Genomic DNA, 17,268 nt, shown 5'->3' with positions numbered 1-17,268 from the left:
ACAAGGTACGATGAATTTGAAATCAAACGCTCGCATTCCGTTATTAAGCCTGTTATACTTATTTTTAGTAAGTGTTTCGAAAATAGGAGGCATCACCATGACCCGTTTGCATCATGTCTCGCTTTTAACTGGCGACGCAACCGCGACCATTCACTTTTATACAAATGTTTTAGGACTGCGGTTGGTCAAAAATACGGTTAATCAGGAAAATATTCACGTCCGGCATCTGTTTTTCGGTGATTATCAAGGAACGCCTGGCAGTGTCGTGACTTTTTTCGTCATTGACCGGCTTGGCCACCGTTATGATGGACGCAATCAATTAGGTGGAATTGATTTGGCGATCCCGAGTGATTCTTTGCCTTTTTGGTTTGAACGGCTGCAGCAGGCCGGCTGTGTGATTTCGGAAGCTGCGGATCGTCTTACGTTGGTTGATCCTTCTGATACGCCGGTTCGGCTAATTACCTTCCAGAAGACTTTGCCAGATCATTTAACGGTTCCTAACGACATCCCCGGCAATCGGCAGATCACCGGCCTCATCAATGTTGACATCCCCGTTGCTGACCACGAAGCCGAGAAAGCCTTCTTCGACGCGATGCTAGGCCAAACCGCCGAACACGAACAGTTTAAGCTGGCAGCGGGCAACACTTTGACACTAAAACCGAGCCTGACTCACGATGTCAAACGGTTTGGCCGTGGCAGCATGGATCATTTTGCTTTGACCGTCGATCATGAAGAAGCGTTGCCGCGGCTGGGAACCATTGCCGCACAACATGGTTATGAAGTTGAAGAGTTTGCTGATCGCGGCTGGTTTAAAAGTCTTTATGTTCGTGACCCGGCGGACAACCGCATTGAATTCGCCACCCAGGCACCCGGCTTTACGTTAGACGAGCCGCTTGAGCATTTAGGTGAGAGACTGGGCCTGCCGCCAAAGTTCGAAGCGCGGCGGGCGACCATTGAAAGTTATTTTAAAACCAAAGGAGTGGATTTCCATGATTGAACATCCGTTACTCGGCATGAACCACGTCACCGCCATGGCAAGTGATCCTCAAGCCATTTTTGATTTCATGAGCAAAACGTTAGGCCTGCACTTGATTAAGAAAACGGTGAATCAGGATGCTTTAGACACCTATCACTTCTATTTTACCGATGACCAAGGCACTGCCGGCACTGACATGACCTTCTTCACGTTTCCTAATCAGGAAAAAGGCAAAAAAGGCACCAATATGATTTCCCGGGCCAGCTTCCGAGTACCAAGTGATGCTGCCTTAGATTACTGGCTCAAGCGATTTGCGGAAAAAGGGGTCGCAAACGATGGCATCAGCACGCAGTTTGATGCCAAAATTATTAATTTTCACGATCAGGATGATCAGCAGTTTCAGCTTATCTCCGATGAACACAATCACGGGGTCGCAGGCGGCACCCCGTGGAAACATAATGACGTGCCGGAAGAATTTGCCATCACCGGTCTTGGGCCGGTCACGGTTACCATTTTCAACCTCGGCCATATGCAATATGTGCTAACGGAAATTATGGGTTATACCAAGATCGCCGAAGACGGCAACTGGTCACTTTACGAAGTGGGTGAAGGCGGTCATGGTGCGCAGGTCATTCTGGAACACCGCGAAGATCTGCCGATTGCAGTTGAAGGCTTTGGCAACATTCATCATGCGGCCTTTTCAACTGACACCCGCGAAACATTAGGCACGTGGATTGATCGCATCAAGCAATATCGCCTGCCGCAATCCGGTTACGTGGATCGCTTCTACTTTAAATCCGAGTACTTCCGGGCAGCACCGCAAATTCTTTTTGAAATCGCAACAACCGGACCAGGCTTCTTACAAGACGAAACTTATGATGAAGCCGGCATCCACCTTGAGTTGCCGCCATTCTTGGAAAGCAAGCGTGATGAAATCGAAAAGCAGCTCACGCCAGTCAAAACCGATTGGCGCGGTCGTTAATTTGTGGAGGTAGTTATGGCTGAAGAAAACGTCAATTATACTTTTGTAAAAGGTGACCCCACCGTCTCCCCTTTGTTATTGCTACACGGCCAAGGCGGCAATGAAAATGATTTACTGCCGATTGGCAAATACCTGTCCCCCAACAGTCCCATGCTGTCGATTCGCGGACGCATACAGGAACAAGGAATGAATCGTTATTTTCGGCATTCGGAAAATGGCGGCTTTGATTTGGCCAATCTTGAGCAGGAAACCACTTGGCTTTTTTCGGTTTTAAACAAGCTTTGCCAGAAGTTCAACATTGACTATAACCGCTTTGTGGTCGTTGGCTATTCAAACGGCGCCAATGTTGCCGCACGCGCATTGTTGACGCGGCGCGATACTTTTCACACCGGCATCTTTTTCCACCCGATGGCACTTTCGACGGTTGATTCCCAGCAAGATCTACAAGATCTAAGTGATGTCAAAGTCTGGATGTCCCATGGCGATCAGGATCCGATCGTGCCGGCCCAGAACTTTAAGGTATTGACCACTTACCTCAAAGAGCAAGGGGCGGACGTGACGATTTTCCGGCACGGGCAAAGCCACAATTTAAATGAAGCTGAATTGGCAAATGCCAAATCCTGGTTGGCGAATAGTGGCCGACTGCAGGATTGGCAACGGAGGTGAATCCTATGCAACGTTTTGGGTTTGAGGAATATGGCAAACCAAGTGTTTTTAAAAGTATTGAAGCACCGGTCCCGGAGCCAAAAGCCGGACAAGTGCAGCTGCAAGTCTTGGGTTTTGGTCTGAACCCTTATGATGCTTCGCTGCGCCGCGGTGAACAGGCAGCGTTTCGAAAAGTTAAGTTCCCCGTGGTACCAGGGACGGATGTGGTCGGCCGCATTACCGAGCTAGGTGAAGGCGTCACTGATTTTGCGGTTGGCGATGTCGTTTTGAATTATCGTCCGATCGGCGGCTATAGTGAATTTGTAACGGCCTCGACCTCCAAAGTTTACAAAAAGCCGACTGCGCTAAGCTTTTTAGATGCCGCGGCGTTACCACAAGTTGGCTTGGCAGCTTTTAACATTCTTCACTATATGTTGAATCTTCAATCCGGAGAAACACTGGCTGTTGTCGGTGCCAGCGGTGGTGTCGGCGCCATCTTGGTGCAGATTGCCAAGTTTGAAAAGCTACACGTCATTGCCGTGGCTGGTGAGCAGCATCGCGAGTATCTGCGGCAGTTAGGTGCCGATCAAATCTTCAGCTATACCGACGATTTGCCGGAAGATGCAGCCGATGCTGTGGTCAATGCCGTGTTTGGTGCTGCCGATCATGGCGCTGCATTAAAACTCGTTAAGCCAAACGGTCAGTATGTCACAACCGCCTATGCCGATGTTGATCTCAGCAGCAAACCAGACGTGACCCATTTGCAGTTAAATCCGTCGAAGGACTACTCGGTACATGATGGCTTTGCCTATCTCACGGATGTCGCACAAAAATGGGGATTACAGGTTCGTGTCGCCCAAGCTTTCCCATTTAGTGTTGACGGTGTGATTGCCGGTCACGAAATGTTAGAAACCCATCACGCGCCAGGCAAGTTAGTCGTCATGCAGGATCGGCATGTCATCCACCCGATTCGCAAAGAGGTTAATCACCTGTAACACCATGGAAAATAGCTTGCGACCCGCCTTTTCCCGCCGTATGATAACAACATGCACGGAAAGGCGGAAAGATATGAAAATTGCAATCTATTGCGGTGCCAATCATGGCGTTAATCATGCATTTCTTCAGGCAGCTACACAGGTCGGTGCCTGGATTGCCGAGCGTGGTGATACTTTAATCTACGGCGGCGGCAAGCTAGGCTTAATGGGTGCGGTTGCCGGCAGTACGCTTCAACATGGTGGCAAAGTCATTGGCGTCATGCCTCAGGTGTTAGCAGATCGCGGTCTGGCAATGCCTGACCTGACGGATTTGGAAGTTGTCGCGGATATGGGCACCCGTAAGGCTCGAATGATTGAACTGGCCGATGTCGATATCGCCTTACCTGGCGGCCCGGGAACATTAGAAGAAATTACGGAAGCCATTTCTTTTTCCCGGATCGGATTAAACGCCAGCCCCACCATTTTATTTAATCAAAATGGTTATTACGAGCCGCTGCATCAGATGTACCAAACCGCTGTAGCTCAAGGATTCTTCGACCAGGATGCATTTGACAACCTGTTGTTTTCATCCGATCTGCAGGAAATCAGCACGTTCATCGCTAATTACCAACCGCTTGGGGTGCGCCAGTATCATTAACCGTCAAGCTGGTAGATGACTCATAAAAAAACACGCCGTTTCATTCAAAGCGAATGGAATGACGTGTCTTTTTATATGTAAGCGTAAACTGACGCAACTGAAACCTACGCCAGTCAACAGGTTACATGCTGATTAAGCCAAAGCCTTTTTAGCGGTATCCGCCAAAGCCTTGAAGCCGTCTGGGTCGCTGACAGCAAGATCAGCGAGCATCTTACGGTTCATGTCGACATTAGCGAGTTTCAAGCCGTGCATCAACTTGCTGTATGAAATGTCATTCATACGTGCAGCTGCGTTAATCCGGGCAATCCAAAGACGCCGGAAATCGCGCTTCTTGGCGCGGCGATCGCGGAATGCATAGCGATACGAAACCATGACCTGGGCACTTGCTGCCTTAAACAGTAAATGCTTGGCACCACGATAACCCTTAGCGAGCTTCAGTACCTTCTTACGACGCTTACGAGTAACTGTTCCACCTTTAACACGTGGCATTAGAATTCCTCCTCAAATCAAATCCGATAGCTTATTATTTCATCTGGCTGAGCATCTGGCGGATCCGCTTCATATCTGAGTGGGATACGAATGCTGACTTACGCAATTGACGACGCTGCTTCTTCGTCTTGCCGTGGAAACGGTGTGACGTGTATGCGTGACCGCGCTTAAGGGCACCTGATGCGGTTTTCTTAAAACGCTTTGCGGAAGCGCGGTGGGTCTTGAATTTTGGCATGTCTTTTTCCTCCTCTAAACATCAATGCGCGCACGACTACTTAAAGCCGTGCACGCCTTTGTAACATTCGCCGATGATTATTTATCGGCTCGCGGTGCAAGCATTAAGAACATGCTGCGACCATCCATCTTTGGATGAGTTTCAACAGTAGCAATTTCCTTAACGGCATCCGCCATCTGCTCAAGAACCTTACGACCAAGATCCTTGTGCGTAATTGCTCGACCACGGAATCGAACGCTCACTTTGACCTTGTCCCCTTTTTTCAGGAACTTCGTCGCGTTCTTAAGCCGGGTATTGAAATCTGCTTCACCAATGGTCGGGCTCAAGCGGATTTCCTTAATGGTGACAGTCTTTTGTTTCTTCCGAGCATCGCGCTCTTTCTTCTGCAGCTCGAATCGGAATTTCCCGTAGTCCATGATGCGGGCAACCGGTGGCTTGGCATTAGGCGATACTAAGACAACATCTAAGTTTGCATCCTCGGCAATGGCCAAGGCGTCACGCGTACTCTTAACGCCGAGCTGTTCACCGGTCTGGGAGATCAATCGAACTTCACGTGCGCGAATACTGTCATTGACTATCAGATCTCTTGCTATGGTTGTTCACCTCCGTGTGAATTTCAGAGAAAAAACAAAAACAGCGTGGCCGCAAAGACCCCCGCTGTTCATTAAATACCGAACTAATGAGCCTAGAGGTCTAAAGACGTGGGCGAGAAGCGGGAACTTCTGCTTTTTCTCAACATCAACTACTATACAGGAGCAACCTGCCTGCGTCAAGAGGGGCGCTATCGATGTTATCGTTGGTAAAAGGGCGAAAACTCACCGCTGACATATCGGCCGAGTTCATTATCGGTTGGACTGACATGAAATTGCTGGGTTTCCGGTAAATAAGCTTCCGCAAAACCAACCAGTGCGTGTAAATCAGCGTCTTTGTCAGCATCGACAACCAGTAGCAAACTCTGTGCGTCATCCGCACGCATCATCGTAACCAGATAAGCGGCGTGCACAGTTGGCATTTTTGGCAGGTATTCCCGCAGCTGCTCAACAAGATCAGCCGTTTCGCGAGGTGGCTCGCTAATTCGAACCGCCTCGCCATGTTTAGCCTGATCCGGTTTGGCCACATAAAATAAATTGGCCCGAGACAATACCATGTTTTCGTCATATGGATTGATGACCACGCCGAAAATATCGCGATCCTCGTATAGGAAATTGGCACAATCAGCAATCGTCGCAACCGCAAAATGATCGTGATCCGGGCTCTTGGCAAAGTTTGCCTGATCCGTAAAAATCGGTAAATAGTCATGCCCATTGTCATCAGTGAGCATCACCACAGTCGGGTCGCCTGTGCGTGCCGTCCCTACTGGCAACATAAACTTAGCACTTTTCAAGCCAGCATAAAAAGCCGCTTGCGTGTCATCATTTTGATCCGTTCTTAAAAGCCGCATTAGATGAATTAACTGGGGATTTTGAACTTGTGGCTCATTGGTCATCGTCATCTTCTCCTTTATTTTGCTGCTGGTTGAGGTTCATTTTATTGCGAAAACTCCGTAATTTTTTAGGTGAGCCGATCAGCCATGACAATAAAACGATGCCGACACTGCCGAAAACCGCAACGCCTTGAGGTTGAAATTCAATTTTGCCGAACCACCAATTGGCAATGCAATACGCGGCCAGTGCCGTTAAAAGCATCACGATCCCCATCAGCACCAGCAAACCGCGACCACGATGGGCAATGAGCCAGCGGCCGCGCTGACTGGGGGTCCGCCACGGCAACTTCAAGTAAACCAGTAGAACAACAAAATACAAGCTGGCTGCCAAAACTTTTGTGACGAAAAATAAAACGAGCCATGAAGCCCATAACGCAATAACCACCTAGTCACCCTTTCTTTGCTGTTTGTCGTAAATGTGTCCAGTGTATCATACATAAGTGAAACCAGTCAGATTCTGTGATAAGTTGAAAGCAAATCTCAAATTGACCGCGTTAACTTGAAGATTGCCAATGATTAAGGGGATATCTATGACAATAATTGATCTGATCAGACATGCTGAATCTGACATGACAGTCCATGATGATTTTTCTCGACCGCTTACACAAAAGGGATATCGTAAAAGTCAGCAACTCGCTTACAATCTACGGCAGATACCTTACAGCAAAATTTTTTCGAGCCCGTTTAAACGTGCAGTCGATACAGTTGTCCCCATCGCGCGCGATCATGATTTACCTATTCAAACTGATGACAGACTTGTCGAGCGAAAAATGCCTTCGTGGGTATCCGACTTTTCTGAATATGTTGCTCACCAATGGCGTGACCTGACATTCTTTAAAAGCCCTGGTGAGTCCATTCTTCAGGTTCAAAAACATTATCTTTCTTTTCTGTTCAGTCTGCCAGCTACTTCATTCGTTGCAATAGGCAGCCATGGAACAGCAATAAGCAGTGTCATTGAGTCTGCAATGCCTGGTAAGGGTGCTGATTTTTTCAAAAGCTTATCCTATGCAGCCGTAACTCGGCTTGAAGTCTCTGATCATCAAATCGTCCGTCTCGCTTCTTGGTCGGAAAATTTCAAAACATTTATTTCGATAAAATAGTTTTCGACTTCAATTCAATCTTACGCACCTGACCAATACGCTATTTGTGCAAAACAAAAGGGAGCCTCATCCAAGGGTTCCCTCTTTGTTCACTTCAACAAGCTATTTATCGCCTAAAACCTTCTTTGCCTCGGTGGGCTTGGTTTTGCCATCGCGACTGTAGTTCTTGACTTCGGCGACCATCGCGTCAATGAACATGTTACCGGCTTCTTCTTCGGTGTGCTCATCGCCGTAACGCCGAACCGAAACGGCAGCATCGTTGAGTTCTTTGTCACCGACAACGACCGTATATGGAATCTTCTTGGTTTGGGCTTCACGGATCTTGTAGCCCATCTTTTCATTCCGATCATCGACTTTGACCCGCAAGCCAGCGGCCAACATCTGGCGCTTAATGCGGTTGACATAGTCTAAGTGCAGATCATTGTTAACCGGAATCAAAACAGCCTGCGTCGGGGCTAACCAGGTCGGGAAGGCACCCTTGTAGATTTCGGTCAGATAAGCGATGAACCGTTCCATCGTGCCGACAATCCCGCGGTGAATCATGACTGGTCGATGTTCTTCACCATCTTTGCCGACATAGGTCAGGTTGAAGCGTTCTGGCAACATGAAGTCCAACTGGATGGTCGACATCGTTTCGTCATTACCCAAGGCCGTCTTGGTCTGGATATCCAGCTTTGGCCCATAAAAGGCAGCTTCACCTTCAGCTTCGTAGTAATCAAGATGCAGATCATCCATCGCACCTTTAAGCATGCTCTGGCTGCGGGTCCACATTTCATCGTCATCAAAATACTTTTCGGTATTCTTGGGATCACGGTATGAAAGCCGGAAGCTGTAATCGGTAATGTTGAAGTCTTCGTAAACGTCCATGATCAGGCGCAGAATCTTTTTGAATTCTTCTTGAACCTGATCCAAGGCAACAAAGGTGTGACCATCATTTAACGTCATTTCCCGCACACGTTGCAAGCCGGACAGTGCGCCGGACTTTTCATAGCGGTGCATCATGCCCAATTCAGCAATGCGCAGCGGTAATTCACGATAAGAGCGGATATGATGGTTGTAAATCTGAATGTGGCTTGGGCAGTTCATCGGCCGCAATTCAAGCATTTCACCATCGCCCATGTCCATTGGCGGGAACATGTCTTCGCGGTAGTGATCCCAGTGACCGGATGTCTTGTATAAGTCGAGGTTGGCTAGCACCGGCGTATAAACGTGTTCATAGCCGTCTGCGATTTCCTTGTCGATAATATACCGTTCGATCACCCGCCGGATTGTTGCCCCGTTTGGCATCCAGTAAGGTAAGCCAGCACCGACTTTAGGATCAACGAAGAAAAGATCCAAGTCGCGGCCGATAACCCGGTGATCATGCTCAGCGGCTTCCTGACGGCGTTTAGCATCATCCTCAAGGCCTTTTTCACTCCAATAAGCCGTCCCGTAAATCCGTTGCAGCATCGGATTGCTGCTCTTGCCTTGCCAGTATGCGCCGGCAACTGATAATAGTTTGAAATGCTTCAGATCTTTGAGACTTGGTAGCAGGACCTTTTCTTCAAAATCAACAAAGTCGCCGAGCTTGTAACCCTTAATCGGATCACCAGCAGCTTCGACCAATTGCTTCTTGAAAGGATCATCTTTGAAGCGGGCAAAGGCATCGGCACGACTGAGAACAACCGGTTCCAAAGCAGCGTTGGCCTTAATGATTTCTTCCATTTTCTTTTGAACCGTTGGCAAATCATCGACACTCACCTGGCCATCTGCCCGATCGGTATCGTAATAGAAGCCATCCTCGGTCGCTTGACCCTGCCCAAAATGAATATCAGGATACAAAGCTTTGAGTGCTGCAGCCAAAACAAACGCAGCCGTTTGCCGGAGAACCGTCAGCCCCTCAGCATCGTCTTTAGTCATAATCTGCAGTTTGCCAGAATGGGCAATCGGTTCGTCATAGGCGATCAACTCGCCATCCAACTTGCCGGCAACCGCCTTTTTGGCCAAACTATTACTGATGCCTTCTGTAATAGCTTTCACCGTTGTACCATCTGGAAATTGTTTAACATTGCCATCTGGAAACGTAATATCTAATGCCATAAGTAAGCTCTCCCTTGTTGTTTTTTCGAAGAAACCATCCGTTCACCGATGCAGAGACCTGTGTGAGGACCTTGGGTGCAATGACCAAGGCACTGCGGCTTTCCGCTTTCGATAACGCGTTCGCCAGCCCAGAAACCTGCGTGTAAGGACCTTGGTCGCAATGGCCAAAGACCGGCCATCACGCCCAAGGCCACTTACACTCCGGTTTCTAACCGGGCTGGCTCACGCTCACAAAAAAATCGCCCCTAATATCTCCTAAGAGACATCAGGGACGATTTGTGATCGCGGTTCCACCCAGGTTGCCGACAGTCTTGCTGCGGGCCACTTCATTAACGCGTAACCTGCGCAACTGGGCCTTTCGGCAATCTCGAGAAGTGGTTCGGATCAGATCTTGCAAGACTTTCAGCCGCGGCCTTGCTCTCTGTCGGATGATCCTTTATTGCTTCCGTCTTCGATAGCTACATTGAACCACATTGCGCGGCTGGGTGCAAGCGGTTTTCTGAAAATTGCGTTATTCTTTTTTGAATCGCACTTAATTAGCCAACGGATTACGGCGATTTTCTCCGCCAACCGTTACTTCCTTAGCGAGAAAACGAATCCGCTCCATGATGCGTTGGGCTTTTAGCATCTCGGAATTGCCGCGGTCAGTTCCGGCCAAAGATTCGGTTAAATCGGCCATGCTTTTGTTGGAGCTAAAGAGCGTCGGCATTTTTTCCTGCATGCGATATTGCAAAATGATGCCAAGCACATCGTCCCGCACCCAGGGACTGATACTTTCGGCACCAATATCATCAAGCATCAGCACTTGCGCGCGTTTGACACTATCGATTTTTTTCAACACCGTATTACTGCCAATGGCACTTTTCATTTCAACAACAAAGGTCGGGACATGAATCAGCGTTGTGGCAATGCCGCCTTTGCTGGCAAGATCATTGGCAATGGCGCCTAGCAAATAGGTTTTACCGACGCCAAATGGGCCGCTTAGATATAAACCTTGATGAAATGTTTTGGGATCGGCGACCACTGCCAAGACAAACCGATTTGCGGCCAAAAGCGCATCTACGCGCTCATCAGTCGGATCGTAATTCGTTAGGCTTGCATCGTGAATATCTTTAGGCATATTAACCGAGGTCACCAGCGACGCCTGCTTCGCCTCTTCATCAGCCGCAAGCTTTGCATCTGTCGGCTCATACGCAACATCAATCAGCCCGTTGGCAACGACCAGCGTAGGTTGATATCCGGGTGCCAATGGTAATTCACCACGGGCAATCTTGTTACGCTCACTGACAAATTCATATATTTTGGCCGTGCCGCGATCAATCGCATCATCAGCCAAATCTGCCTCGTGTTGCTTAAGGAAGGTCTGGACATCAGGATCTTGCAAGGCTGCTTTGACCATCTTAAAATACCGCTCCCGCCACTGTCGAGAGTCCATTAACATTGCCAAGCGTTTGCGCATATCTTCCATTACTTCGTCCCTCCCTTATCACCGAGTTGCCGTAACTTTTCCAGCTGAGCAGCCAACGTCTGACGATCTGCCTCACTGACTTTTTTCTTCTTGGGTTGATAGCCTTCCTTAGCCCAATCTGGCAGCTTCTCCTGCCGCACGCCTTTGGTTGGGCTTTGAAAACGCCTTTTTCCGGTGGCTTTTTGCTCTTCAAACGTATGAATTTGCTGCAACGCTGCTTCCGGGCTCGTCACATTGGCCTTCAACCAGCTGTTGGCAATGGCATCCATCAAGGCTTGATTGATACTGTCATTTGTTCGGAGAATATAATCAATCAAAATATTAATCGTAGGCGCATCAAAAACGTTGCGTTCACTCAGGCTCTGTACCGCGCGCAATTCATTATTGGCTGGATACATCCGGTCATTCTTAGCCTGTTTGGCTGCGGTTAAAAACTGGCGCGGTGGCATACTTTTCGCTCTTTTTAGCAGCGCCTCGTCCGCACTGGCCACTTTTGGCGGTTTGGTTGCTACTGGTTGCGCCTTGGTTTGTGGCTGCTGACGGGTATAACTTTGCTCAGCCAGCCGCCGAAGCGCATTCAAGTCAATTTTACCGGTCATCACATCGGTTGCGCGACTGATCAGCCGCGCAAAGTCAGGCGGTTGAATCCCGTAAAACCCAGCGATTTGATACAACGCCTCTTGATGTTTAGCTAATTGACCTGACTGAATATTGCTGTTGGCTAACAGCGATTGCAGAAGTTCCCAGTCATAGCCTTCGCCATTACCAAGTCGTGGTAACTGAGGCTGATTTTGATCCATTGCTTTTTTGGCCGCAACCACCGCACTTGGTTCCCCGCTTAGGTTGTGGTCAAAGCGAAACACATCCAAAAAGTTTGCTGTGATCTCCTGCCATTCCGGGCGGCGAACCGGTTTCAGACTGAACTGCGCAACCAATTCGTCATACCGCTTTTCACCGACCTTGTCATACAACAGTAAACCCAACAAATCGTCTTTAAAAAAGGCATCCGGCCGCACTGGCGGGTAAAGCTCGTAGGCATAATAGCGTCCAAGTGAATCAACTTGCGTATAGGTCCGCAATAAGCCAACTGCTTCCAGTTTGACGCGGGCCACGAAAAGTTGATCAATATCGATATCCAGCAAGTCCAACAGCCAGAGTTGTGGGCGCCGATCCGTCACCAAAGCGCGGTCTTTGACCTCCTGCCATAGACTTAGATAAAGCGCCATGGCAATCGGCCCCACGAGCGGTTGATAAAGCGAGATGGCGATCTTTTCATCAAAGTCGCTAAAATAACCGGCCTTGGTCAATACAAAGCCTGCTTGTGGCATAAACGTATCCGGACGCTGCATCGCAAATTCACCTCTTTTCAGACAACGGACCTGAGACAACTGCCCCAGGTCCGTTTGTTTCGCAATCACTATTTCTTAGTCTTTTCCTTCTTCATCATATCCTGAAGCTCTTGCATGAAGACGGACATATCTTTGAACTGCCGATATACACTGGCGAAGCGAATATAAGCCACGTCGTCAACATCTGCTAGCTTGGACATAACATACTCGCCAATGGCTTGACTGGAAACTTCATTTTCACCAATCGCCCGCAATTGGTTTTCAACCGAGTCAACGATTCCTTGCATTTGCTCCATGGTGACCGGTCGTTTTTCTGCCGCCCGGATCAGTCCTTTCAGAATCTTCTCACGATTGAACTCTTCTCTGGTACCGTTTTTCTTAATTACCAATAACGGGGTTTGCTCGACTCGTTCAAAAGTCGTGAAGCGAAACCCGCAATTCTCGCATTCGCGTCGGCGTCGGATCGCCCGACCGCCGTCTGTTGGACGCGAATCAACGACCCGCGAACTATTATGATGGCAATGGGGACATTGCACGACTCCACCTTCTTAATCAAAGTTTGATAGCTTATTATAGCACGCGCACGCCGCTTATGATAGGTGCTGCAGCTGACGAATCAAGGCTTTTGCCTGGGCGATGGTTGCTTCCGGTCGCCCATTATTATCGATAACAAAATCAGCCATAGCCGCTTTTTTCGCCAAAGGTATCTGTGATGCTATCCGTTCCTTGGCTTCGGCTTCTGTCAGACCATCTCGGGCCATCAACCGGTCCAACTGAACCTTGGGATCAACGGTTACCACGGCAACACCATCGAATGCATCGACATAATCGGCTTCGTAAAGGAGTGGAATGTCACCAATCACAATCGCAGCACCGCCGGCTTTTGCCTGGGCTAATGCTTGATTAATCGCCGCGCGCAAGTACGGTCGATTAATTTGGTTCAGTGCCTCTAAACGCCGCGGTTGGGAAAAGACAATCTCACCAAGCTTGGCACGGTTAAGCTTACCATCTTCGCGCAGCACTTGTGGCCCGAACGCCTGAACGATACGGGCGAGTGCTGGCCGTCCGGGTTCGACAATCCGGCGGGCAATCACATCTGCATCCACGACTGGAAACCCAGCTGCTTTAAAAACCCGGCTTACCGTTGATTTGCCCGATGCAATCCCACCTGTCAAGCCTAATAAATAGGTCATGCCGGACGCCTCCTTTGATGCAGAGGTTGGCAGTGGGGACAATAGTGGGTGCCGCGTTGGCCGACTTTGATTTTAACAATGAGTGTGCCGCACCGATCACAAGGCGTCCCTTCCCGATCGTAAACATGCAAGGCATCTTGAAAAGAGCCGCGGTTACCTTCTGCATCAACATAGGTATGAGCGCTGGTGCCGCCAGCAGCAATGGCCGCATCTAACTCCTTGATAATATTATCATGTAAAGTGTGGATTTCTTTTTTGGTCAGCGTATCAGCTGGCTGCAGCGGGTTCAAGCGACTGAGCCATAAAACTTCGTCTGCATAAATATTACCGATGCCGGCAACAACGGTTTGATCCAATAAAACCGACTTGATCGCTTTATGATGGCGTTTTAGTTTTTGGGCAAATGCCGCCTCGTCAAACGTCGCAGGGGTCGGCTCCGGCCCTAATTTTGCCAACGCCGGTACTGATTGTTCCTGACCAGTGTGAATCAAGCGCATGCGGCCAAATTTGCGTAAATCCCGGTAGCGCAGTTGGCTCCCATCCTGGAACGTAAAGGTGACATGATCGTGCTTGTCAAATGGTGTATGGGCATCACTAACAACGTAATAGCGGCCTTCCATGCGTAAATGGCTGACAATCGTTTCGCCGTTGTTCAGCCGAATCAACAGGTATTTCCCGCGGCGATCAATCGTGGTGACAGCAGCGCCCACGACCTCTTTTTGAAAAGTCGGTAAGCCATTAATCAGAATTTTCGCCCAATTCGTACTAATCGCGGTGATCCGTTTGCTTTTGATAAGTGGCAATAATGAACGGCGAACCGTTTCGACTTCAGGTAACTCTGGCATTCCCGATCTCCTTATTTCGCATCAAACCAAGTCGGGCCGTAGTGGCTATCGACTTTCAATGGCACGTCCAATTGTACGGCAGAGTCCATGATTTTAGGCACGAGCTTGCCAAGCTGCTCCATTTCCGCAGTTGGGGCTTCAAAAATAAGTTCATCGTGAACCTGCAACAGCATTTTGGCTTGCAGATGGGCATCGGCTAATGCTTGTTGCATGCGAATCATGGCAACTTTGATAATGTCCGCTGCACTGCCTTGAATCGGCGTGTTCATCGCGGTCCGCTCGGCAAATTTCCGTAAATTAAAGTTACGTGAATGAATTTGCGGCAAATAGCGGCGGCGATGGAACAGTGTCTCGACGTAACCGTCTTCACGTGCCTTTTTAACCATATTGGCCATGTAATCATGAACCTTGGGATACTGTTCGAAATAACCATCGATAAAGGCTTTCGCTTGCTTGCGGGAAATCCCGATGTTCTGTGCTAACCCATAATCACTAATACCGTAGACAATCCCAAAATTCGTCGCCTTGGCCTGCCGACGCATATCCGGCGTGACTTGATCCGGTGAATCCAAGCCAAAAATTTTCATCGCAGTGTTGGCATGAATATCAACGCCATTTTTAAAAGCTTGTTGCATATTTTCGTCACCGGAAATATGGGACAACACGCGTAATTCGATTTGCGAATAGTCCGAGCTGAAAATCTGCCAATCAGGATGGGACGGCACAAACGCCTTCCGAATAATTTTGCCTTCGTCTCGCGCTGGAATGTTTTGCATATTCGGATCAACGGAACTTAAGCGGCCAGTCTGGGTTAATGTCTGCAAGTAACGAGTGTGAATCTTGTGATCCGGCATTTGCGCCTTCAATAACCCCACAACATACGTCGAATTCAATTTCGACCAGCCGCGATAATCCAGAATGTCTTGGACAATCGGGCTGGCAGATTTCAGCTCGTTTAGGACATCGACACTAGTGGAGTAACCTGTCTTGGTCTTTTTGATGACCGGCAGATTCAGCTTTTCAAATAGGATTTCGCCCAGTTGCTTCGGCGAATTCAGATTGAACTTGACGCCGGCCTCACCATAAATCTTTTCTTCCAGCACCTTGATACTTTGTGAAAATTCTGTGCCCATGTCTTTTAAAGTCTGGGCATCAAGCGTGATTCCCTGAATTTCCATTTCTGCCAACACCCGCGCCAATGGCATTTCCATGTCCGTGAAAAGATCAGTCTGTTCCTGCTTAGCCAGATCTTCGGTTAGGTCGGGCCGTAACGCAAAAAGGGCCATCGACTTGCGGGCAAATTGAGCAAATAGCTTTTTATCTTCCGGAACCTGACGCTTGGCTCCTTTGCCATAAACATCTTCATCCCGCGGTAGATCGTGATAATCATGGTCTTCGGCGATTTTGCCTAAATCATTGCTATTTTCGTCCGGATTGATCAAGTAAGAAGCCAATAAAACGTCAAACGCAATGTCCGGTAACTTTAATCCTAAGCGATGGGCGGCCACAATGTTGCGCTTGCCATCGAATACCGTCAAATCCCGTTTCGAATCACCTAGCCACTTGGCAACTTCCGGAATCGTCAGCAAAGAAACGTCCGTGCTGACATAGGTTTCGTCTTTCGTGCCAATAAAAAAGCCAATCTGGTCAGCAATATGATAATTGTCGTCCAACATTTCGATTTCAAAAGTGAGGGGGTCCGTGATTTTCGTCAATGCCAGAATGGACTTATCGTCTAACACCGAAAAATGAACCGGCTGCGTGGGTTTAGCCACATCCCCGCCGATCTTTTTCAATAACGAGTTCATGTTCATCTTGGTATAAAATTCCCGCAATTTAGCTATGTCAGGCCCGGAATAAGTGACGTCAGCCAGGTCGATTGTGACGGGAGCATCGCGATCAATCGTGGCAAGTTGCTTACTGAGATAAGCCTTATCCTTATCATTGATCAGATTCTCTTTCAACTTGGACGTTTTCATCCCGTCAATATTCGCATAAAGGTTGTCAATGCTGCCATACTGCTTCAGCAACTTCAATGCGGTTTTTTCACCGACTTTGGTAACCCCAGGATAATTGTCAGAGGTGTCACCCATTAAGCCTTTCAGATCGATGATTTGTGTCGGCGTAATTCCCAGCTTTTCTTTAACATGCTCCGGCGTATACGCTTCAAGTTCATTAACACCTTTGACGGTCACCTGTACCGTCGTCTGATCGGTGGTCAACTGGGTCAAATCCCGATCACCGGTCACGATCGTTGTCTGCCAGCCAGCGTCATCTGCCCGCTTCGCCATGGTTCCGATAATGTCGTCAGCTTCGTAATCTTTTAATTCATAATGCTGAATGCCCATATCGTCAAGCAATTCTTTGATATACGGCAGTTGTTCCAATAACTCGCTTGGTGTCTTGGCTCGGCCACTTTTATAATCAGCGTACTTCGCGGTTCTAAACGTCGTCTTACCGGCGTCAAAGGCAACCAGCGCCGCGTCAGGTTGAACAGACTTCAAAACAATTTCCAGCATGTTGTTGAACGCGTAAATCGCATTTGTATGCAGCCCATCCTGATTGGTGAACCGGTCGAGCTGATTGTATAAGGCAAAAAAAGCGCGAAACGCAATCGAGTTGCCGTCAATCAGCAATAATTTAGTTTGACTCGTCATATATGAGCTTCCTTTTCTTCTCAGACCACCTCTGAAGATGTCATGAGTTAATTGTCACAATCATTGTACCAAATTCTGAGTTTCTGTGGCGCACGGTTCACATTTGGTGCGCGCCCCTAGCCTTAGGTTTGGACA

The 17,268-nt window shown here is 48.6% G+C and carries 18 protein-coding genes; 6 read left to right on the top strand and 12 right to left on the bottom strand.

The window, feature by feature from the left end:
- Nucleotides 1-97: 97 nt before the first annotated feature.
- From LACZS1_RS07050 to LACZS1_RS07030, 5 genes are all read left to right on the top strand, one after another.
- Nucleotides 98-997: a VOC family protein gene (locus tag LACZS1_RS07050; protein ID WP_070650475.1), complete on the top strand. Its 900-nt coding sequence runs from the start codon at nucleotides 98-100 to the stop codon at nucleotides 995-997.
- Entirely contained in the window at nucleotides 990-1,958 is a 969-nt protein-coding gene (locus LACZS1_RS07045) for a ring-cleaving dioxygenase (protein WP_070650476.1), read from the top strand. The genes LACZS1_RS07050 and LACZS1_RS07045 overlap by 8 nt, the downstream gene beginning before the upstream one ends.
- A 15-nt stretch (nucleotides 1,959-1,973) precedes the next feature.
- The gene (locus LACZS1_RS07040; protein WP_070650477.1) at nucleotides 1,974-2,624 is read left to right on the top strand and encodes an alpha/beta hydrolase; all 651 of its coding nucleotides are present in this window, start codon (nucleotides 1,974-1,976) and stop codon (nucleotides 2,622-2,624) included.
- 5 nt (nucleotides 2,625-2,629) lie between these two features.
- On the top strand, nucleotides 2,630-3,598 hold the full coding sequence (locus LACZS1_RS07035; RefSeq protein WP_070650478.1) for an NADP-dependent oxidoreductase: 969 nt from the start codon (nucleotides 2,630-2,632) through the stop codon (nucleotides 3,596-3,598).
- A gap of 73 nt (nucleotides 3,599-3,671) precedes the next feature.
- Nucleotides 3,672-4,235 (top strand): LOG family protein, encoded by a 564-nt coding sequence (locus tag LACZS1_RS07030; RefSeq protein ID WP_070650479.1) that lies wholly within the window; start codon nucleotides 3,672-3,674, stop codon nucleotides 4,233-4,235.
- A 132-nt stretch (nucleotides 4,236-4,367) separates the two neighbouring features.
- Here the strand turns inward: LACZS1_RS07030 and rplT are convergent, their stop codons facing one another.
- The 5 genes from rplT to LACZS1_RS07005 all read right to left on the bottom strand — a co-directional run bounded on the left by rplT (nucleotide 4,368) and on the right by LACZS1_RS07005 (nucleotide 6,827).
- Nucleotides 4,368-4,724, bottom strand: coding sequence for a 50S ribosomal protein L20 (gene rplT, locus LACZS1_RS07025; protein ID WP_025013361.1), 357 nt, complete (start codon nucleotides 4,722-4,724; stop codon nucleotides 4,368-4,370).
- Nucleotides 4,725-4,758: 34 nt separating this feature from the next.
- The gene (gene rpmI, locus LACZS1_RS07020) at nucleotides 4,759-4,959 is read right to left on the bottom strand and encodes a 50S ribosomal protein L35 (RefSeq protein ID WP_070650480.1); all 201 of its coding nucleotides are present in this window, start codon (nucleotides 4,957-4,959) and stop codon (nucleotides 4,759-4,761) included.
- 77 nt (nucleotides 4,960-5,036) lie between these two features.
- Entirely contained in the window at nucleotides 5,037-5,552 is a 516-nt protein-coding gene (infC, locus tag LACZS1_RS07015; protein WP_171024638.1) for a translation initiation factor IF-3, read from the bottom strand.
- A gap of 197 nt (nucleotides 5,553-5,749) precedes the next feature.
- On the bottom strand, nucleotides 5,750-6,445 hold the full coding sequence (locus LACZS1_RS07010; RefSeq protein ID WP_049172141.1) for an enhanced serine sensitivity protein SseB C-terminal domain-containing protein: 696 nt from the start codon (nucleotides 6,443-6,445) through the stop codon (nucleotides 5,750-5,752).
- Nucleotides 6,435-6,827 carry a hypothetical protein gene (locus LACZS1_RS07005; RefSeq protein WP_070650481.1) on the bottom strand — a complete coding sequence of 131 codons (393 nt, stop codon included), beginning with the start codon at nucleotides 6,825-6,827 and terminating at the stop codon, nucleotides 6,435-6,437. The genes LACZS1_RS07010 and LACZS1_RS07005 overlap by 11 nt, the downstream gene beginning before the upstream one ends.
- 145 nt (nucleotides 6,828-6,972) lie before the next feature.
- Here LACZS1_RS07005 and LACZS1_RS07000 point away from each other — a divergent pair, with 145 nt between their 5' ends.
- Complete coding sequence (locus LACZS1_RS07000) at nucleotides 6,973-7,542, top strand: histidine phosphatase family protein (protein ID WP_070650482.1); 570 nt, start codon at nucleotides 6,973-6,975, stop codon at nucleotides 7,540-7,542.
- Nucleotides 7,543-7,644: 102 nt separating this feature from the next.
- Here the strand turns inward: LACZS1_RS07000 and thrS are convergent, their stop codons facing one another.
- The 7 genes from thrS to polA form a co-directional block, all read right to left on the bottom strand.
- On the bottom strand, nucleotides 7,645-9,621 hold the full coding sequence (gene thrS / locus LACZS1_RS06995; RefSeq protein WP_010487873.1) for a threonine--tRNA ligase: 1,977 nt from the start codon (nucleotides 9,619-9,621) through the stop codon (nucleotides 7,645-7,647).
- 532 nt (nucleotides 9,622-10,153) lie between these two features.
- A complete protein-coding gene (dnaI, locus tag LACZS1_RS06990; RefSeq protein ID WP_070650483.1) occupies nucleotides 10,154-11,089 on the bottom strand; it encodes a primosomal protein DnaI in 936 nt (311 codons plus the stop codon).
- Nucleotides 11,089-12,438: a replication initiation and membrane attachment family protein gene (locus LACZS1_RS06985; protein WP_070650484.1), complete on the bottom strand. Its 1,350-nt coding sequence runs from the start codon at nucleotides 12,436-12,438 to the stop codon at nucleotides 11,089-11,091. Before LACZS1_RS06985 ends, dnaI begins: the two co-directional genes overlap by 1 nt.
- 68 nt (nucleotides 12,439-12,506) lie before the next feature.
- Nucleotides 12,507-12,974, bottom strand: coding sequence for a transcriptional regulator NrdR (gene nrdR, locus LACZS1_RS06980; protein ID WP_005687991.1), 468 nt, complete (start codon nucleotides 12,972-12,974; stop codon nucleotides 12,507-12,509).
- A 54-nt stretch (nucleotides 12,975-13,028) separates the two neighbouring features.
- Nucleotides 13,029-13,631 (bottom strand): dephospho-CoA kinase, encoded by a 603-nt coding sequence (gene coaE / locus LACZS1_RS06975; protein WP_070650485.1) that lies wholly within the window; start codon nucleotides 13,629-13,631, stop codon nucleotides 13,029-13,031.
- Nucleotides 13,628-14,476, bottom strand: a complete 849-nt coding sequence (mutM, locus tag LACZS1_RS06970; protein WP_070650486.1) for a bifunctional DNA-formamidopyrimidine glycosylase/DNA-(apurinic or apyrimidinic site) lyase — start codon at nucleotides 14,474-14,476, stop codon at nucleotides 13,628-13,630. Before mutM ends, coaE begins: the two co-directional genes overlap by 4 nt.
- Before the next feature lie 11 nt (nucleotides 14,477-14,487).
- Complete coding sequence (polA, locus tag LACZS1_RS06965) at nucleotides 14,488-17,133, bottom strand: DNA polymerase I (protein WP_070650487.1); 2,646 nt, start codon at nucleotides 17,131-17,133, stop codon at nucleotides 14,488-14,490.
- Nucleotides 17,134-17,268 lie beyond the last annotated feature (135 nt).

Origin of the sequence: Lacticaseibacillus zeae subsp. silagei, from assembly GCF_030770335.1 — a bacterium.
Lineage (GTDB): Bacteria > Bacillota > Bacilli > Lactobacillales > Lactobacillaceae > Lacticaseibacillus > Lacticaseibacillus zeae.
This window is presented reverse-complemented; position numbering and strand designations above follow the sequence as displayed.